Below are 18404 nucleotides of genomic sequence, written 5' to 3' on the forward strand. Positions count from 1 at the left end.
AGTCGGGAGTTTTTTTGTGTATCGTTATTTTTTTATTCTATCAAAAATCGCGGCCAAACGCCCCGTCAGTGCCTTGCGGCTGTACGGGCTACCCGTTACGCTGTCAGGAAATTTTCGGGTGATGCGTCCGCCCGAAAGCCACGCTTCAAACGTCTGTAACAAAGCCGCTTTCAACGCTAGCGTATCGTTATAATCTATCACCGCCAAACGTTTCTGTTCGGTCAGAATCTGGCTTACGTTGGCTTGTGGGTCGCCTACGGTCAGAATCGACGTGCCCGAAGCCAAATACTCAAACGTTTTGCCCGCAATTACGCCTTTGCTGCCGTCGTTCGGTATCACGAACAAAAGCATCGCCGCTTCAAACATCTTTCGGGTAGCTTCGTGGTGCGGCACTGGCGCGTTATTTTCCACCCACTCGCGCAAACCCGCATCGTAGAGTTTTTGCAAAATCACGGCATCGGTTACACCCGTAAAACTCAATCGGAAATAGCGGGCAAAATCGGCGTTTTCGCGCGTAAGTTCGGCGATAGCCTGCCAAAGTCCTGGGCTGTCGTAAAACGGGAAAAAGTTGCCTACGTGCGCCAAGCGGAAATAATCGGCAGGCGCAAGCGCACCCGTATAAATATCATCTTCATCAAAGCCATTAAAAATAACTTGGATTTCGCGTGCGCGGTTTTCAAATTCTTGCCCCGTGCCCCACGAGGTAACCGTAACCACATCTGCCGCCTTCAAAACACTGTCTTCTAAGGCTTTATCGCGGCGTTTGGTGCTTTCCGTGCGTGGTAATTCTTTGTTATAAAAAATATTCGTCCAAGGGTCGCGCAGGTCGGCAACCCACGGCAAGCCCGACATTTTTTTGATGTCCAGCCCCGCCAAATGCACACTATGCGGCGGCCCAGTGGTGGCCATCACACAGATTTCGGGATTTTCGGCAATGGCTTGTTTGGCGGCTTCTACGGCGTATTTGCGCCAACCGCGCCGCGCATCAGGAATAAACAGATTGGCACGGATATAATTGGCTACTTTCTGAAAAATGGTTTTGGGGTCTTTGATGCCCACCGTCCCGACAGGAATCGGCGCATCTTTTTTCTTTCCTTGCAGGCGATTGTACAACTCAAACGGCTCAAAAGTGTCTGTTTTATAGACTTTTACGCCTTCAGGCACATCGCGCAAAAGTGTATCGTCATAGTACGGAGCAGTGCCATGTTTGGGCGTAATGACCACAGGTTCCCAGCCATACACACGCAAATATTTGACAAATTTCAACCAACGTTGCACGCCCGAACCGCCACTTGGTGGCCAGTAATACGCCAAAATCAAAACTTTTTTAGTTGCCTGTTGTGTCGGAGATGATGTCGCCATGATGATGCAAGAAAGAATTATTTTTTAGCAATATATTTTCAAAATAAAAACCTAACAATCAGCTATTCAAGCCTGATGCTCAGTGTGTTCTTTTTGGCCAGCTACAAAACAATGTCTGCAACGCGCCTCATAAATTTGCGTTTCGCCCAACAAGAATTTTTCTTTGGATTCTACCAAACGATACGAATACGAAGCCACACCGCCGCACTGCACACAAATCGCGTGTACTTTCGTAACAAACTCAGCCACAGCCATAAGCGCAGGCATTTGCCCGAAAGGTTTGCCCATAAAGTCCATGTCCAAGCCTGCCACAATCACCCGAACGCCATTGTTGGCCAGCGTAACGCACACGTCCAGCAATTCTTCCCCAAAAAATTGCGCTTCGTCGATGCCGACCACTTGGCAATTGCCTATTTTTTCCAAAATATCGGTAGCATTGGCCACAGGCGTAGAAGAAATAAAATTGTCGTTGTGCGAAACGATATTTTCGACATGGTAACGCGTATCCAACGCAGGTTTGAAGATTTCTACTCTCTGTTTGGCGATGGCGGCGCGGTTAAGCCGACGTATCAACTCCTCAGTTTTTCCCGAAAACATCGAGCCGCAAACTACTTCAATCCAGCCATTTGCGCCCGTGCGAGGCGTACCAAAATGCGGTTCTATAAACATGAAATTCTTGGTTGGTTAAATCAATTGAGGGGGCAATATTAACGAACCCTTCGCGGAAAAACGAAGGGTTAGCAGCAAATTTTGAAGACTTTTAACCAAACTTATAGCGCAACTGCACCACCAAATCCGTGTCCTTGTTGCCTTGTTTTTGTTCCAGACCCGAACCCACCGTATTTACGTCGCGGTAGTGCGTGCGGGCAATGCGCAACCACATTTCTAAGCGGCGCGTAATGCCGTAATTGGCTAACAGATAAGCTCTTGTGCCTCGTCCGTAATAGGCAGGAATCGCAAAAGCGTACAATACGTTTTTCTCGTAAGCGTATTGGCGGTTGTTGTAGTCGTCTGTTTGGAAAATAGCCATGCGTACACTCACGTCGAGGCGCGAAGTTGGCTTTACTGTAATGTCCTGAATAATGGCGTAGCCCTGCGTGCGCGGACGGCCTTCTTGCTCCCAGTCGCTCCATTGTACTCTGGTCTTGAAACTAATGTATTCAGGAGCTTTGTAATCCAAATTAATGGCATAATTGCGGCGTGTAGTCGGCACTAAATAATCGATGCGCGTGTCGTTGCTGGTCAGGTTGCGGCCTTTGGTTTCGCTGCGGAACTGCCCAAAAATCGTGATGCTGCGCGATGGCTGATACGTGAGGCGCGCCAAATATTCGTTGCCTTCGGCTGGCGCGTCGGCCTGATACGAAAGCCAAGGGAATTTGAAACGGTCGTAATACACGGCCAATGTCCATTTTTTGATTGGGCGCAATTTCAAGCCCCAATAAACGCCTTGTTCGTTGGTGTTGGCCGTAGCCTCGCCGAAAGCGTTGGAATAAAGCGCGTGATAATCGCGGGAATAGTTGCGATACACCATCGACATTTCGGCTTTGGGCGAAAGACTTGACATAAAGCCAGTTACAACACCTTTGCCGCCACTTTCCGAAATGGCCGCTTCTCCAAAAAAGTTAAAATTTTGCCAGTTGTACGAACCCGCCACGCTGGCATTGCTATTCTGTTTGCCCGAAAAAGCAAATTGATTGTAGGACGTGGCATCGCGCTGCAAAGGCACGCTATAACGCATACCCGTCGCCAAAACGCCCAGTTCCAAATTGCGGTCTTTGCTGCGATAAATGGCATTTGCGCCTGCGATGTCTTCGGTAGTGGTATGTTTTTTGGCTAATTCGCTTGCCGTACGATGAAAACCCGTAATATTTACGCTACTGATATAATTTTCTACGTTGTCGTTGTCGATGGTATCGGTGGCCGTTTGGACGCTTCCATCTACTTTTTTATGGGAAAGAAAAGCCGTTACATCTACGCGGCCAATGTTGTAAGTAGCGGCCGCACCTCTGAAAAATGTCCCTTCCAGCACCGAAGTAAACGGCTTGATACCCAAGTTACTACGGCGCACCGTCCCGACAGTTTCCGCGCCTTTGCCGACGGCAAAACCTGCCGAAAGCACAAGCCCTTGTCCGAATTGTACTTGGTAGTCGCCTATCGCAATTTTTTTCCAACGACCTTTATTTTCCAAAAAAAGATGCGCCGACATAAAGTCAAAACCGTATTGTTTTTTGTCGGGATTCCAAGTGAACTGCTCGCCTGCGTCTTTTTCCATCGTAAAACCCAAACTAAAATCTTTCGGGTGATTGATGCGATAACGCGCAAACCATTTATTTTGGCCGCCCAAATAACGCTGATTCGGTTGGCCTTGCGAATTGCTGTCGGCGGGCGTGTAGCCTTTTTGGTTTTCCAAAGAACGTGAATATCTGACAATCAGTGTGTTATTTTTTTCGGTTCGGATACGCTGCCAAAGCGGACGACCGTCGGAAGCAAAACCATCATCACGCACATAGGTAAACGGCATGAGGTTATAAATCGTGTTCATGTCCATTTCTGGCACAACCTGCAACTCATACACAGACAAAAAACTGCCGTATTTGGCGCGATACGTGAGTATGCCGTTGATTTGCGCCTCCGAAAGCACGTAGAGCGAGGCCAAGTCTTCGCGGTCGGCGGTGTTGAGGTTCAGGGGATTGGTATAAAGCAACAACAATGATTCGTACATATCCTCGTAGTTGGCCGATGCGTCTTGCAACTGAAATAGGTTTTCGACAAAACGGTCAAGTTCTATTTCTTGGCGCGGATATTCTTGCCCAAACACCTGATTTTGAAGCGATAAGCCCAATGCCAACAAACCGATAAAACTGTATTTTTTTATCATAAATCAGCGGAAGGATTTGAAGGTTTGGCAGATGTTTTACGCGACAAAAATTTGTAGCTCAACGAAAAAGCGTGCGACCAACCCAATTTGGTGTGCGTGGTGGCGGCATAGTCAAAGTCAAAAAGGCTTTGTTTTACGCCTATTCCAAAAAAGTTAGAAAAATTGTTGGTGTTGATGCCCGTGCGCAAATACACTTTCTTCACGATTTCGTATTCTACACCCGCTTTTACACGTGCTTTGTAGTCGATGTCTTTTTCTGTTTCGATGTTGAGCATCAACGTTTTAGTTGGCCTGTACGACAAACCTGCCTTCATCACGGTTGGGAGGCGTTCGTTCTGATAATCAGCGATTTTGGCTTGCGTAACATTGAAAATATGTGCGCCAATGAGCAATTCGGGCGTAATTTCGGCCACACCGCCAAACTGAATTCCGAACACGCCTTTGCTGCCGATTTCGGACACGGAAGTTTGCAAATAATCCACCTGAATCCCTAAGGAAACGCCCGCGATTTGATGGCCGTATCCGATTCCTGCGCGGCTTTGACTCAACAAATCGTCCCCGAAACGCTGCACATTGACGGCAATCACGCCGTTTTTGTTTTCGCGAAGCGGCGCGGCAAAGCCTGCAGCCACAGTCGTAAATGATTTGTTATTAAATTTATTTCCCACAAAAACACCTACTTCTTTTTGCTTTACGCCAGCCAAACCGCCAATGTTATTGAACATAGACCAAGAATCGCGCAGCGTAACCGAAGCGTTGCCCATGCCGATAGCGCGTGCGCCAATCGGAGCGTTGTCGTGGCCAGCCTGTGCCGAAGTGTGCAGCAGCACACCCAAACCCAATAGTTGTAGAAATTTTTTCACCAATCCGTGTAGTTTTGAAATCAAAGCATTCAGGCAAATGTAATAATTTTCGGCTTACACACGCCATGCCGCCTTTTTCTTATTCTTTGGAAAACAATTGCATAATATACAATATCATTTCTGGCCACAATAGGCATTTACGCTACTGAAATACAGTTATTTAATCAAAAAAAGCACAAGATTTAACTCGTATGAGAGTCGAACCTTGTGCTTTGGCGTTGCGCCAAACCTCATTGGTTTTGAAAAACGCTTAGGTTTGAAATATTTTTAATGACTGACTACAAACTTTTGGGTGGCAATATTGTCCCCGTCCGAATATTGGAGCAAATACAAACCATTCGGGAACTGGCGTGTATCAATAAAATCGCCTACAAAAAAAGGATTTTCATAGACAATTTCCCCCATGATGTTAGTAATCTGCACGTTGGCTTGTGATTTGTTGCTTTTGCTATTGATTCGTAACTGGTTGGCTACGGGATTGGGGAATACAGAAATGAGGTGATTGTTTTGGCGAGGCGATACTGCGGAAAGACGATCATAAATAATTATGTTATCAATTAACCAGCCGTCATGTGGCGTAGTTCCATTGTCTGTAATGTAAGTGAACCTGAACAAGATGCTATCGGTATTAAGAGAGATGGGCATATTGCTACTCATATCCCATGCCGTTAAATTCATTTCAAAAGTGTTCCAGTCCTCTGTACTACCTTTTAACGATGGTTTATTATAAAGCCAATAAATAGAATAAGTAGTGTCTTCTGCGAGTACATCTACCCAATGCGCACCGCCATCAGGGGATACTTCTATTTTTCCATAGTCCGTAGAATCTCCATCTAATTTATAATCAAAAAGCAAATCATATCCATATGGCCCACCATGATTTCGGGCATGACCAAAGTAAAAAGTAGAAGTATCATTGGCGGGGACTGGGTTAAGGGAATCTGTAACCAATCCTCTTTCATGCCAATCTTCTGTAAAAATGGTTTTATTCGGTTTCCCAATTTGCCATATACAATTGGGGTTGCTGATAGTATCTCGGTGTATTTGTAACATAAATGAATAATCAAAATCATTATAAAATACCCCTTGAGCGAAAGTATCGCTGATAAACAAGCTAAAAGCAAGGAAGAATAAGAGTTTTTTCATGGTTTGAATAGTTAAATGTTTAGAAATTAATAATAAGTTTTTTGCGGTTTATGAGTGTGCCGTCTGGACGCTGCCACTCTGCGGCATAAACACCAGTTGCCAGACCTGCCACAGAAACCAAAATATGATTTTCGGAGAAAACTACTCGTTTTTGCTCACGGCCTACTATATCTCGTAAGACGAAAACCCCTCCAGCGTACGGAACACTTACATTTACTACTGATGCGGCAGGATTAGGCCATAGATTTATAGGCGGAGCTTTTGCTATTATATCTTTTGTACCAACCAACCAACTACTATCCGTCTCTGGCAAATACGGCAAGCCAATTCCGCCCACTTTCATAAAATATAAATCAAATGCTGCTGGATTCGGGCTATCTATATAACCCGCAAAAACCGCATCGCCATCCCCTGTGAAGGCGATAGAAGATATTGTCTTCGTTTGCGGGTATGCTCCCCCAGTAAAATTCGTTGACCACAATACACTACCATTCTGTTTGTATTTCGTTAAAGTAGTATTATATACATTATTCACCATCATTCCCGCTCCTAAGACAATCGAAGTATCACTGGTAATGTATGCAGGAAAACAATTACCCACTTGTTCGGGTTGCTGCCATACCAAATTATAATTACTATCATATAAGCCTACATAACGCCTTACTGGATTTGTCCAAACAGAACCCCCTATCACCAAATACTTCTGATTCGGAAGTTGCTGAACATACGCATTGTATATCTTCGCATACGTCGGGCGAGTGTAAAAAATATGCTGCCGTATCACATTACCACTCGTATCCAACTCCATGCCCCATATCGAACTATTCACACTACCTGATACCCAATAATGACCATTCGCCATACCCTCCACATAATAGCCCTCTGTGTAATAGCCCAAATTAAATGACTTGGCCCATACCAAATCTCCATTGCCCCTATAACGACCCACATACGCATCCCATGCCATGTTAGGGGTGCTGCTAAACGTCGTCTGACCCACCACTAACAAATCTCCATTGCTCATACTCTTCCCCCTACAATTGGAAACAACATTCCCATTATTGCCCACCATATACGTGTGTGTATAATGTGCTAACACCACCCCATTGCTATCCAGCTTCAACAAATGCTGCTGGTAATCAAATGCACGTTCCTGTGCTACTATCCAATAATGAAGACCATCTCTATCCTGCGTAATCGAGGCTGCTTCGGAGGTAATTATATTCAAATTCTTGACCCATGCCGTATCCCCATTCGACAACAATTTCCCTACATACAAGCCTCGATAACCACAATCTATGCCGAATTTGCACAATGAACCTGTAAACAGATAATTTGAGGATTGAGGCATCGGAACTATCGCATCAGCGTAGTCCATATAATAAATATTATATTTCTTCTCCCACAATACCGATTGAGAATACAATACCTGATGTAACAGAATGCTTAATAATATCAGTAATAGTTTTTTCATGTGAGATACTTATTAAAAACGGCTCTTAGCCCAACGACAAAAAAGTTGTTGGTTAACAGAAAGTAGTAACTTAGGAAGCTACATACGAACAAGCCATCTCACGGATAGCCAAGAGAATTATTGTTCATATTAAAGTGAGATAAGGTTGATTAAAAATGAATGTACACACGCTCACTTGATTCTTAGCAAACCAAACGAGGAAAATAAAAGGCCGTTGAAAGATGTTTTAGAAGGCAATCGTACTATATACAGCAAATATACAAAACGCGAACAAAATAACAACACTCAGATATAGCCTTTTTTTTAATCGAGCAGCCGATAGAATACTGTATTGCATATTGCATAACTTTGCGGGGCAGCGGCAGCATTACAGGGCAGTTTTTAGCAAACAAAATGACACAACAAACAACTGATTATCATTGGCTTATTGGCGGAAACTTGAGCGACAGGCTCGACTATTTGGCGCGTGCACGTGCGCTGATGGCCGAGCAAATCGGGCAAATTCTCCAGACTTCGGGCATTTACCAAACACAGGCTTGGGGCTACACCGACCAACCCGACTTTCTGAACCAAGCCATTATCACGCGGTCGGCTTTGCCGCCACAGCAAGCCATGCAAGCGGCCTTGCACATTGAGCAGCAACTTGGCCGCGAGCGTCATCAGCGTTGGCACGAACGCACCATCGACATCGACTTGATTTATGCCCAAGATTTTTGTTTGGAAACCCCAAACCTCACCTTGCCGCACCCACGCGCCCACGAACGCCGCTTTGTGTTAGTGCCTTTGGCCGAAATTAGTCCCGATTTTATACACCCGATTTGGCACAAATCCCAAGCCGAACTGTTGCAACTGTGCGCCGACACGTCTGCCGTAGAAACATTTAAATTGTTGATTTAAAATATTTTATCTTGAAAAAAATAATCCTGACCGTAACCACCGACATCAGCTACGACCAACGTATGCAACGCATTTGTGCCACGCTACACGCGGCAGGCTATGAGGTTTGGTTGGTGGGGCGGCTCAAAAAAACATCGTCTCCTCTACCCGATTTTCCGTACCACACGCGGCGGCTCAAATGCTTTTGGGAGAAGGGCAAATTTTTTTATATCGAATACAATATCAGGCTGTTTTTTTGGCTTTTGGGGCAAAAATTTGAGGCTGTTTGCGGCATAGACCTCGATACCATCGCGCCTGCCGTGCTGGTGGGCAAGCTCAAAGGCAAAAAAACGCTGTTTGATGCGCACGAATATTTCACGCAAGTACCCGAACTCATAGGCCGCCCGCGCACCCAACGCCTTTGGGAATGGATAGAAAAACGCTTCGTGCCGCGTGTAGATGCTGCCTACACGGTGAGCGAATCTTTAGCCAAAATATTTGAAAATCAATTACATATCCCTTTCGGTTTGGTGCGTAACATTGGCACGCCTTTAGCCGTAGAGCCTGCACCCACACCCGACAAATCGTATTTGATTTATATTGGGGCGGTCAATGCTGGGCGCGGCTTGGAACAACTCATTGAAGCCATGCAACAAATTGATTATGAGCTGTATGTATGCGGCGATGGCGACATTTTGGAAGCCCTAAAAGCCCAAGCCGTAGCGCAAGGCGTGGCGCACAAAGTGAAGTTTTGGGGATATGTGAAGCCGCAGGATTTACACCAACTCACGACCAAAGCCCGCATCGGTTATTTGCTTTTGGATAATAAAAGCCAGAGTTATTATTATTCGTTGGCCAACAAATTTTTTGATTACATACACGCAGGCATTCCGCAGATTACCAGCAATTTTCCTGAATATCAGCTTATTAACCAACGTTACAAAGTAGCTGAGTTGGTGGAATTGCGTGTGACCGACATCGTGGCCAGTACCCAAAAGCTACTGCAAGACGAAAATTATTACCAAAAAATGGCTGAAAATGCCCGATTGGCGCAAAAAGAACTTTGTTGGGAAAACGAGCAAAAAACTTTGTTGGGAATTTGGGAAAAAGTGTTGGGAAAAAGCTAAAAACTTGTTCGTGATTTAGTGCGTTTTATAGTATATTTACTGCTGTTGTTTCCCTTTTAACCAAGTTGTTTTTATACTATGTTCTTTCATTACTTACTAATCACGACCTTGAGTATGATAGGGCTACTTTGGTTGCTCCTAAAGCTTTCGCGTAGAGGAAAGTTGCCACCAGACGGCGGCGACGATGGCGGCGGAGGTTTTGGCGACGACAATTTGCCGATTATAGACCTTCCCCCAGGTGCAGGACTCGACGAATGGCTTACCGACCGCATTCCCGAAACGCCAACGAGCACTATTAAACAAAAAATTTTAGAAAAAAACTGATAATCAGCGAATTAATTCATTCCTGAATGGCTGTACTTTTTGCGTTTTTTGAGCAAACCATTTTTGTCCATCCCCGTACTGCTGGTTTTGAGTTTGCCCACGCCGTCCCCGCGTTTGGTACTGATTTGCATATCTCCACCATTGTCGGGGCAAGGATACGATTTGTTGGAGCAGGAGGCAGCCAAACCGATTATCAGAAAAGAAAGCAACAAGTGTGTATATTTTTTCATCAAAAAAACATTTTAAGCAGAACAAACAACTAACTGATTACCAACGTGCTGGCAGCTCGTCTTCGTCGTCTTCGTTCACGACCATATCAATTGGCAACTGAAGCATCATGCGAAAATCCGCGCCCACTTGTTCCATATCTTCGTCGTCTTGGTCATGAAACCATTTCACCTCCACGCGGTGGCCTTTGCCGTGCATGGTCTCCAATCGCTTCATTATTTCGAGAATATACTCCGTTGAGCTAGAATTAAAGTACGATAATTTAAACAAAAAAACGGTATTAGGAGCTGGCATCTGTACGTATTCATCCAACCACTGCAACAGAGGCATATACAAATCGTGTGCGTTTTCGGGAATGGACTTGCCGAAAAGTTCCAATACACCTGTTTGTTGGTCAAAATTTACTTTGGGAGATTTGGCGGAAGGCTCTATGATAAGCGTTTGCATATAATAAATATGTGTTTCTTTGATAAGTTAAAGGCTCTATGGAGTAGGTTGTAAAACGGCAGCAAATTACTTAATTTTATCCAAAAATTATTCGGCTATTTTTATCTGCATGCAAAAGAAATAATAGTCATCAGCTACGGGGCGCAGACTATATTCTATTTTTCTGCCCGACCGTCGCGCAATGTCAATCATACCAATGCCTGCCCCTGCCGTTTCAGGCGTTTTTTCCTTGTGCGTGAGTATATGTCTATAATTTTCGCTGAGTTCTTCTTTGCTCATGGCATTGATTCTATCCAAACGAAGTTTGAGGGCTTGTGCTTTATTTGCCGTCAGATGGTTGCCTGTAATGATCAGGTAACCGTCTGGCTCATGCGTTATCATCAGCAAAGACGAATCGTCGGGGCAGTTGGTGTCCCCCATAGGATTGCGGCCATGATGAAATATATTTTGTAACGATTCAATGAGGATATTCAAGACTTTCTTTCGGATAGTCGGTGCCGTTTGCAGTTCGCTAAATTTGGCCTCAGCGAATTGCAAAAGCGAAGTGATGAGGTCGCCGTTTATTCGACCACGATACGATAGCATCACATTATTATCGCTCAATAAATCATAATGTTTGTGAACATCTAACATCAATGTACTGAAGATGGGTATAATACAAGTTTAAAGTTGTTTGTAGGTTAGGCGTATAGGATACGTGTACAAAGGTACAACAATAATTGGATTTATAAAAGTTCCGATGTAATAACTTTATACAAACGACTTAATAACAAAAAGAAATCGTCTTTTTTTTGTTTTATTTTTATGAAAAAAAATGAGTTTTATCCTACAAAAATTAGCTATACGCAAAAAAATAGTTGCTCTGACAACAAATTTAATTTGCATCAAAACAACTATTTTAAGTAAAACTTAATAAAATTATTGGTTCAAAACCAAGCGTTGGGTTACTGTGCGGCCTGCCACAGTGAGGCGGCAGAAGTATGTACCCGTCGGCATGGCAGCGGCTTCATTCCAAATCAAAGTTTGCAAACCTTCCGACTGCACGCCATCAAACAAAGTCGTTACTTTTTGTCCCAAAGCATTGTAAATCTCGGCGCGAACAGCTTGGCGGCTATTGAGCGCGTAAGCAATGTTCACTTGCCCTTCGGCGGGATTCGGATACACGACTACGCCTTTAGCCGACTGTGCTACCTCATCGGCAATGCCCGTAATTGCCGCGGTTTTTTGCATTTTTTTGGTAGAATAAATATGGTATTCGGCAGGTTGGTAAGTAGCCGAATAGCCCGAATTTACCGTGATGCTATCGCCCGAAAAGAAGTCGTACCATTTGCCCGTAACTGGGAAGCTTGGCGATACTTGCTTGGCCGTCACATCAAAATTACCGATTACCAACACATTATTTCCGTTAGTGCCTTGCAAAGTAATTTGTTTTACGGCTACGTTGTTACCAACATTAAGCGTATAGTTAGAAGTCTCAAAAGCAGGCTCTTGCACACGCAATCGGTTCACATAACCATACACATCGTAGAGTTTTTTGCGGTTAGCATTTTGCAAATAACTCCACAAAATCGGCTTGGCATCTGTGCGGCAGTTTTCCGAAATCGTACCATTACCGCAACGGTTAATTGATTGGTCGTAACCCAATTCCCCAAATTGCCAAATCATTTTTGGGCCGGGAACAGAAAGGAAAAATACGGCAGCCAATTCCTGACGCGAAAGTGCCACATTAAGCGTTTTTACGTCATGGTTTGCGTTAGTAGAATTACCGTACAAGATATTTTTGTACATCAAACGCTCTTCGTCGTGGCTTTCCATGTAGCCAAAAACATTTGGTTGCTGCCAACCGCGCGATTTGTACGAAAGCCAATCAAATCCCGAATTGGCCAACCAACCCATCGTAGATTCATTGAAATTGTAGTTAGCATTGCCCCAAAGCATCATGCCATAATTCGCCAAAACGGTTTCTTCGCTATTGTTAGCAAAATGCTCCATAATCACGTAAGCATTCGGGGAGGCAATTTGAATTGTATCATAAATAGCTTTCAGGATGTTGATACGGGATTGGTCATAATTGCCCCATGCCCCCATATCAGACGTATAGTTTTGCGTAAAACCTTTCGACAAATCGAAACGGAAACCATCTACTTTGTACTCTGACAACCAATATTTTAACACATCAGCCACATATTTTTTAGTATCGGTACTTTCGTGGTTAAAATCGTAACCCACATTCAAAGGGTGTTTGGCATCAGGGTTAAACCAAGGGCTGTTGGTTGCGGGTTTGTTTTGGCTGGCATCCCAGTACATTTGCACCATTGGGCTCATCCCGAAAGCATGATTCAGCACCATGTCCAACACCACCGCAATACCACGTTTATGGCATTCGTCTATGAGCATTTGCAAATCTTTTTTGGTGCCATAGGCTTTGTCGGGAGCCATGTGGAACATTGGGTTATAACCCCAACTATCGTTGCCTTCAAACTCCATCACGGGCATTAGCTCAATGGTATTGATGCCCAATTTTTGCAAATACGGCAGCGAATCCATCACGGTTTTGTAACGGCGGCTGGCCACAAAGTCGCGGATATGCAGCTCATACGCCACAATATCCGTTTTGGCAGGGCGCGTAAAATTGTTGCTTGTCCAAGTGTAAGGCGTTTGGGCAGTTTGTAAAATACTAACTACGCCTGTCGTCTTGCCCACGGGGTAGGCTTTGAGGGCTGGATAAGTCGTGGAAGTAATGTATTGGTCGTTGTACGGATCAAGAATTTTCTCGCTGTACGCGTCGGCCACTTTGAGCTGATTGTCTATCAAATATTGGTAGGCGTATTCTTGTCCCGCATTTAAGTTGTTGATTTGTAACCAATAGCGTTTTCCGTCGGGCGTTACGTTCATGTAATAGGCCGTATCTATTTGCCAGTTATTAAATTCGCCCAACACATACACAAAACTTTTGAGCGGAGCATAAAGGCTCAGAATCGCGGAGTTATTGCTCAAATACGTTACACCGTTGGGCTTTGCACCTGCTGGCAAAGCGGCTATCGTTGCGGGTTTGTGTACCACACACGTAAACGAATCGGCTACGCTGGTTGTGCCATTTGTTCCGATGAGTTTTACCTTTTTTACTGCCGAGCCTGTCGCCGTTGGCAACGAATAATTTATTACAGAATCAACCGTTTGCGCCACTTGTGCACCGTTTACAAGTAACGAAAGTGTTGTGCCTGCCTTTTTAGAAGCAACGCCTTTTACAGACACCACATCGCCACTGTTTACAAGCATTGAGCCGCCATTGTTGAGAGGCATGGACAAAGCCGCCCCAAACTGGCCAGCCTGATAAATCGGCATAAAAATATCGCCGTTTTGGTCAGTTTTGCCCGTAGCCGAACCACTGGCATTGCGAAATACAAAAGCTAAGCGGTAAACAGTTTGGTTGGTAATACCATAATAATTTTTGATGTGGAATTTGATGCGATGCTTGTTGTTTCCGATGGGTGTCATCAGGACGCTATCAGCCGCTACACCCCACGTACCTTGTACCAAAGACCAACCCGTCGCGTTGGGGCCGCCAGTTACTACACCCGTATGCACATACACAGGCGAAGTGTTTACAAGTCCCTGATTGCCTTTGGTTGCGTCAAAAGTTACGGTGAGCGAATCGTTGATAGTCGGGAAAAGTGGCGACCACGTAATCACTTGCGCCGAAGCGGGCGCAGCCATCAGCCCAGCGAGTGCAAGGCCTAAGCATTTAAGCTTGTTAATAATTTTCATTTTTAATTTGGTTTGTTGTTTGACAGTGATTTTATATTGCGCCAAAACTACAAACTTGATAGCAAGAATGCTAATTTGGACAAAATAGTGATTTTTCTATCAAAATCAGACCACATTCAAACAAAAACGTCGTGACACTTCTCCATAAAGCACCACGACGTTTAGTTGAAAATACTAATCAAAATCTCTACTACTTCACTACCGACACTTTCCGCACGCCAAGCGGCGCACCGTCAGCATACACTTGCAACACATACATTCCTGCCGCCAATGGCGCAGTGTTCAGGCGCAACATATTGCCTGTGAGGGACATTTCTTGTTCTATCAATACTTTGCCTGTCCCGACTTCGCTCATGCGTACCACCGCCGACTTACAAGCTGAAGGCAAACCGTAGTTTACACTTACGCTATTGCTCGCTGGGTTCGGGTAAACCTCTCCCACAAACACGCCTTTCTGTACAGGCTTGTTGCCTACGATGCCTTGCGGCGTAACAATCGCTGTGAGCGTATCCTTGCAGCCCCAAAAGTTCGTAATCACCAGCGTAACACGAAGGCCGTTAGGGTGCGCCGAAGGGCTAATCTGCATATTGATGGCCGTGTCGATACTTACCGTACTGCCGCCAATCAGCCATTGGCAATCTACGCTATCCTGCATGGCCATGCCCGAATTGGAAGTGTTATAGAGCTGCAAAGTATCCCCCACCCAAGAACCTGTAAAGTTGGCTTGCAAACTATCCGAACAATAATCGGAAGGCTGCAAGAAATCCGCTACACCTGTGTATTTGGCCATGTAATAGTCGCCTGGCTGAGCAAATACATAAGGTAAACGTGGCGCAGCTCCTACTACCATCAAATCATTATTCTCGGTTACTATCAAATCGTTTATTTTGTAAGCTAATTTATAGGTGGCACTTAAAGCAGAATCAGATAAATATTTACGCCAAAGTTCTTGGCCTGTAATCAAATTTACTTTCGCCATAAAAGGATAAGTTACAGCTATATTCGTAGGTTCTCGGGTACTGCCCATCATAATCACAGACGTATCCCGCGCTTCAATGGCACGTAAATAGTCAGAGCCTACCACCGCATTACTATCCAAGCGAGACCATAGTATATTAAAATTTGCATCCGTGCGCGCTATATACGGCAAATAATGGCTACTTGTACTGGAGGTATCTATCCCTCCATGAAAAATAAAACCGCCATCACGCAATGGCCATGTACGAACAGCCTTTAAATCAGCAAGGAGCACGGGTGCTTTTTGCTGCATAATTACCCCACTGGGGACATCTATAAACATCATACGAGTATTTTCGTAATAACCGTCCCAGTAACTGATACACACACGGTTGTTGGGGTACAGGCCAGACGAGATTAAGGTCTGATTCGTCGGCATTGTGTAGATTTGCTGCCATACCAAATTGCCCGAACCATCTATGCGCATGGCCATCATATCAACGTCTTGGCAATTACTAAGCACTAACTGAACATGGCCTACCAGCACAAACCCTCCATCTGACATAGGATGTACGGCACTGCCAAACAAATAGTTACAGCCCTTCATAAATTCGCGGTGCTCCAAGATTTGACCCAAGCTATCTACTAAAAATACACCCAAACCCCGATTATTCGCCGATGATGCTCCATGTTCAAAAACAACGATTGCCCAAAAATTACCATTAGGGGCTGGAGCTATGCCCCAACCTTCTGATTCCTGATAATAATTTACAAAATTTTGGTGCCAAAGCGTATCCCCGTTACTGTCTTTAAAGGCTAATATTTCTGTAGTACGAGTATAGGTATTGGTAGTTGGGTTAAGACAATAGGCATAGTCTGAAACGCCTACCCAAAAACGTTTGTTCGGGCTTAATGTGGCCGTACGAATAACTTGAGAGCTTGGCAAAGGGTAGGTATTTTCCCAGACCAATGTGCCTTGCCCATAGCTAAATACATAGCCACAGAGCAGTAAGAAAAGAAGGATTAGTTTTTTCATGAGATGGTGAAGATTAAAACAAAACAACCCCACCTAAATCCTCCCCGAAGGGAGGACTTCAAGTACCACTCCCCAGTGAGGAGGTCGGGTGGGGTTGAGTCGTTGGTTTTGAATGAAATTATTTAATCACCGCTAATTTACGGCTTTGGACTACTTTGCCGTCCAGCAATAGCACATACGGATAAATACCTGAGGCCAAACGGCTTAGGTTTACGGTTACGTTGCCTTCGGTTTCTTGCAAAGTTTGGGTAAAGACCGCCTTGCCCGAAACGGGTGCATAGACTACGATTTGGGCTTTGCCTACTGCCTCTTCGGGTAGTGTGTAGCCTATTTGCGTTTCGTGGGTAGCAGGGTTAGGGGCATTGTTCCCCAAAGTAGCCTGTACTGATGGTGCCGCTTGGCGATTTAGAATACCAGCTGCTGTGCGACAGGTTTCATTAATGCCATCTATTTCACACGATAGAAAAGAAATAGACAAGCTATTGCTTACATCCTTTACATTCTCATTTTTATATCTTCTGTACTCAATATTCGAAGCTAAAGAGCTATTGATAAAGGTAAAGTTCGTGGGCAAAACAAGATTACTATGAGACCTCAGGTTACGCACCTCATTGCCGTTAGGGGTGTTGCCCGTAGCATCGCAACCGCCTAAGATGGAATTAAAGCCATCAAAATTTACAGCCATATTCCCTTGCAAACGGATACCTGTGCGGGCAAGGCTGGTCGTACTTACAAAGTCGTTGCAGCGAATACCCAAACTCACATTGCTGGCATCTGTGCGGTTGATATGAATACCTGTGAGGTTGTTGGTAAAGACCACATTGTTAATGGTATAAGAACCTTTTGTACCTTCTAAAAGGATGCCTGTTTTTAGCCCAACAAATTCAGACTCAACGGCATTTATATCGCCATTAAAACCATAATAACCAATATGTTGGCTGTCTGTTTCGGTCATATTTACACCACTCAAATCACTTTGCCCGTGTTCGGAAATCATCCCAAAACATTGCCCTGCGGCGGGGATTTTAAAAGGCAGTTGCCGACTGCCAAAGCTACTGTTTTTCATTTCTTTTAGGTTAAAATCACTTTGAATAACATTTAATTCGCCGTTTCTGACATAAATACTAGACACTTCGCAGTTACCAAAAACGCAATGTTTGATGTTTATTTTGTGTTTTTCTGTTACAAACATACTGACTACGGCCTTATCAAACAAATTATTTTCAAATTGTTTAGATAATAAATACAATTCTTGACCGTCGGTGTTTTTCAGGTGCATTTGACTAATAAAATGCTCGTCAAGGCTCACCGAATCCAAAGGCATTTTCATGGCCGAAGGGCGGCTACTAAAGTTGTTGTGGCGGAGTGTGTCGTGGCGGCCAGCGAGTTGCAAACTCACATAATTGTTTCGGAAAGTTGAGTTTTCGACTTTCAAGCAGCTTTCAGTAAGTTGTACAATTCCGTGGTAACTGTCGGAAATGCGGCAGCCGTTTAGCTGCAAAACACTGCTGCTATCGGCCACATACAAGCCGCCCCACATCCCCGAATCGGCGGCAGTAAGCATACAATTTTGCAGTATTACATTTGCTCCGCAAAGTTGTATGTTCGTGCCATAGGCCGTGCCACCAGCCTTGTGTATATTTTTATTATACTGTAAATCAGCTATTTGATTGCGTCGAAAGTTGCTTTTGAGCAAAAAACGCACATTTTGTAAACGAATATTTCCACTCAAAGTAATGTCGGCGGCCACGTAATAAGTGCGCGTGGAGCTGTGTGGTAAACTGTCCGTGTAAATTAGCCTGTCAAAGCCAAGCACTGTTGCATTTTGGGGTGTTTGGGCACGAGAAATGATGGCCACGAGGCCGAAGAGTAGTAGCAAGCACAGTTTGCGCATCGGTTAAGGATTAATAATAAATTA

The 18404-nt window shown here is 44.5% G+C and carries 15 protein-coding genes; 3 read left to right on the top strand and 12 right to left on the bottom strand.

Annotation, left to right across the window (positions count from 1 at the left end; genetic code table 11):
• Positions 1-24: 24 nt before the first annotated feature.
• The 6 genes from BM090_RS05290 to BM090_RS05315 form a co-directional block, all read right to left on the bottom strand.
• Positions 25-1362 (bottom strand): glycosyltransferase family protein, encoded by a 1338-nt coding sequence (locus tag BM090_RS05290; protein WP_091508667.1) that lies wholly within the window; start codon positions 1360-1362, stop codon positions 25-27.
• Between the two features lie 66 nt (positions 1363-1428).
• Positions 1429-2031 (bottom strand): thymidine kinase, encoded by a 603-nt coding sequence (locus BM090_RS05295; RefSeq protein WP_091508670.1) that lies wholly within the window; start codon positions 2029-2031, stop codon positions 1429-1431.
• A gap of 91 nt (positions 2032-2122) precedes the next feature.
• Positions 2123-4240, bottom strand: coding sequence for a ComEA family DNA-binding protein (locus BM090_RS05300; protein ID WP_091508673.1), 2118 nt, complete (start codon positions 4238-4240; stop codon positions 2123-2125).
• Positions 4237-5103 (bottom strand): PorV/PorQ family protein, encoded by an 867-nt coding sequence (locus tag BM090_RS05305; protein ID WP_143083874.1) that lies wholly within the window; start codon positions 5101-5103, stop codon positions 4237-4239. The genes BM090_RS05300 and BM090_RS05305 overlap by 4 nt, the downstream gene beginning before the upstream one ends.
• Before the next feature lie 267 nt (positions 5104-5370).
• Positions 5371-6249 (bottom strand): T9SS type A sorting domain-containing protein, encoded by an 879-nt coding sequence (locus BM090_RS05310; RefSeq protein WP_091508678.1) that lies wholly within the window; start codon positions 6247-6249, stop codon positions 5371-5373.
• Between the two features lie 19 nt (positions 6250-6268).
• Positions 6269-7723, bottom strand: a complete 1455-nt coding sequence (locus BM090_RS05315; protein WP_091508681.1) for a hypothetical protein — start codon at positions 7721-7723, stop codon at positions 6269-6271.
• A gap of 393 nt (positions 7724-8116) precedes the next feature.
• Between BM090_RS05315 and folK the strand changes: the two genes are divergently transcribed.
• The 3 genes from folK (at position 8117) to BM090_RS05330 (ending at position 10050) form a co-directional block, all read left to right on the top strand.
• Positions 8117-8620 (top strand): 2-amino-4-hydroxy-6-hydroxymethyldihydropteridine diphosphokinase, encoded by a 504-nt coding sequence (gene folK / locus BM090_RS05320; protein WP_091508684.1) that lies wholly within the window; start codon positions 8117-8119, stop codon positions 8618-8620.
• An 11-nt stretch (positions 8621-8631) separates the two neighbouring features.
• Entirely contained in the window at positions 8632-9726 is a 1095-nt protein-coding gene (locus BM090_RS05325) for a glycosyltransferase (RefSeq protein WP_091508687.1), read from the top strand.
• 78 nt (positions 9727-9804) lie between these two features.
• Positions 9805-10050, top strand: coding sequence for a hypothetical protein (locus BM090_RS05330; protein WP_143083875.1), 246 nt, complete (start codon positions 9805-9807; stop codon positions 10048-10050).
• Positions 10051-10061: 11 nt separating this feature from the next.
• Here the strand turns inward: BM090_RS05330 and BM090_RS05335 are convergent, their stop codons facing one another.
• The 6 genes from BM090_RS05335 to BM090_RS05360 form a co-directional block, all read right to left on the bottom strand.
• Positions 10062-10280, bottom strand: a complete 219-nt coding sequence (locus BM090_RS05335; protein ID WP_091508695.1) for a hypothetical protein — start codon at positions 10278-10280, stop codon at positions 10062-10064.
• Between the two features lie 37 nt (positions 10281-10317).
• Positions 10318-10725 (bottom strand): DUF1987 domain-containing protein, encoded by a 408-nt coding sequence (locus tag BM090_RS05340; RefSeq protein WP_091508698.1) that lies wholly within the window; start codon positions 10723-10725, stop codon positions 10318-10320.
• 87 nt (positions 10726-10812) lie between these two features.
• Positions 10813-11358, bottom strand: coding sequence for a SiaB family protein kinase (locus BM090_RS05345; RefSeq protein ID WP_091508702.1), 546 nt, complete (start codon positions 11356-11358; stop codon positions 10813-10815).
• A 285-nt stretch (positions 11359-11643) separates the two neighbouring features.
• Complete coding sequence (locus tag BM090_RS05350; protein ID WP_143083876.1) at positions 11644-14493, bottom strand: DUF4961 domain-containing protein; 2850 nt, start codon at positions 14491-14493, stop codon at positions 11644-11646.
• 190 nt (positions 14494-14683) lie between these two features.
• Complete coding sequence (locus BM090_RS05355; protein WP_091508710.1) at positions 14684-16486, bottom strand: T9SS type A sorting domain-containing protein; 1803 nt, start codon at positions 16484-16486, stop codon at positions 14684-14686.
• 118 nt (positions 16487-16604) lie between these two features.
• Positions 16605-18380 carry a T9SS type A sorting domain-containing protein gene (locus BM090_RS05360; protein ID WP_091508713.1) on the bottom strand — a complete coding sequence of 592 codons (1776 nt, stop codon included), beginning with the start codon at positions 18378-18380 and terminating at the stop codon, positions 16605-16607.
• Between the last annotated feature and the right edge of the window lie 24 nt (positions 18381-18404).

Origin of the sequence: Flexibacter flexilis DSM 6793 (assembly GCF_900112255.1) — a bacterium.
GTDB lineage: Bacteria > Bacteroidota > Bacteroidia > Cytophagales > Flexibacteraceae > Flexibacter > Flexibacter flexilis.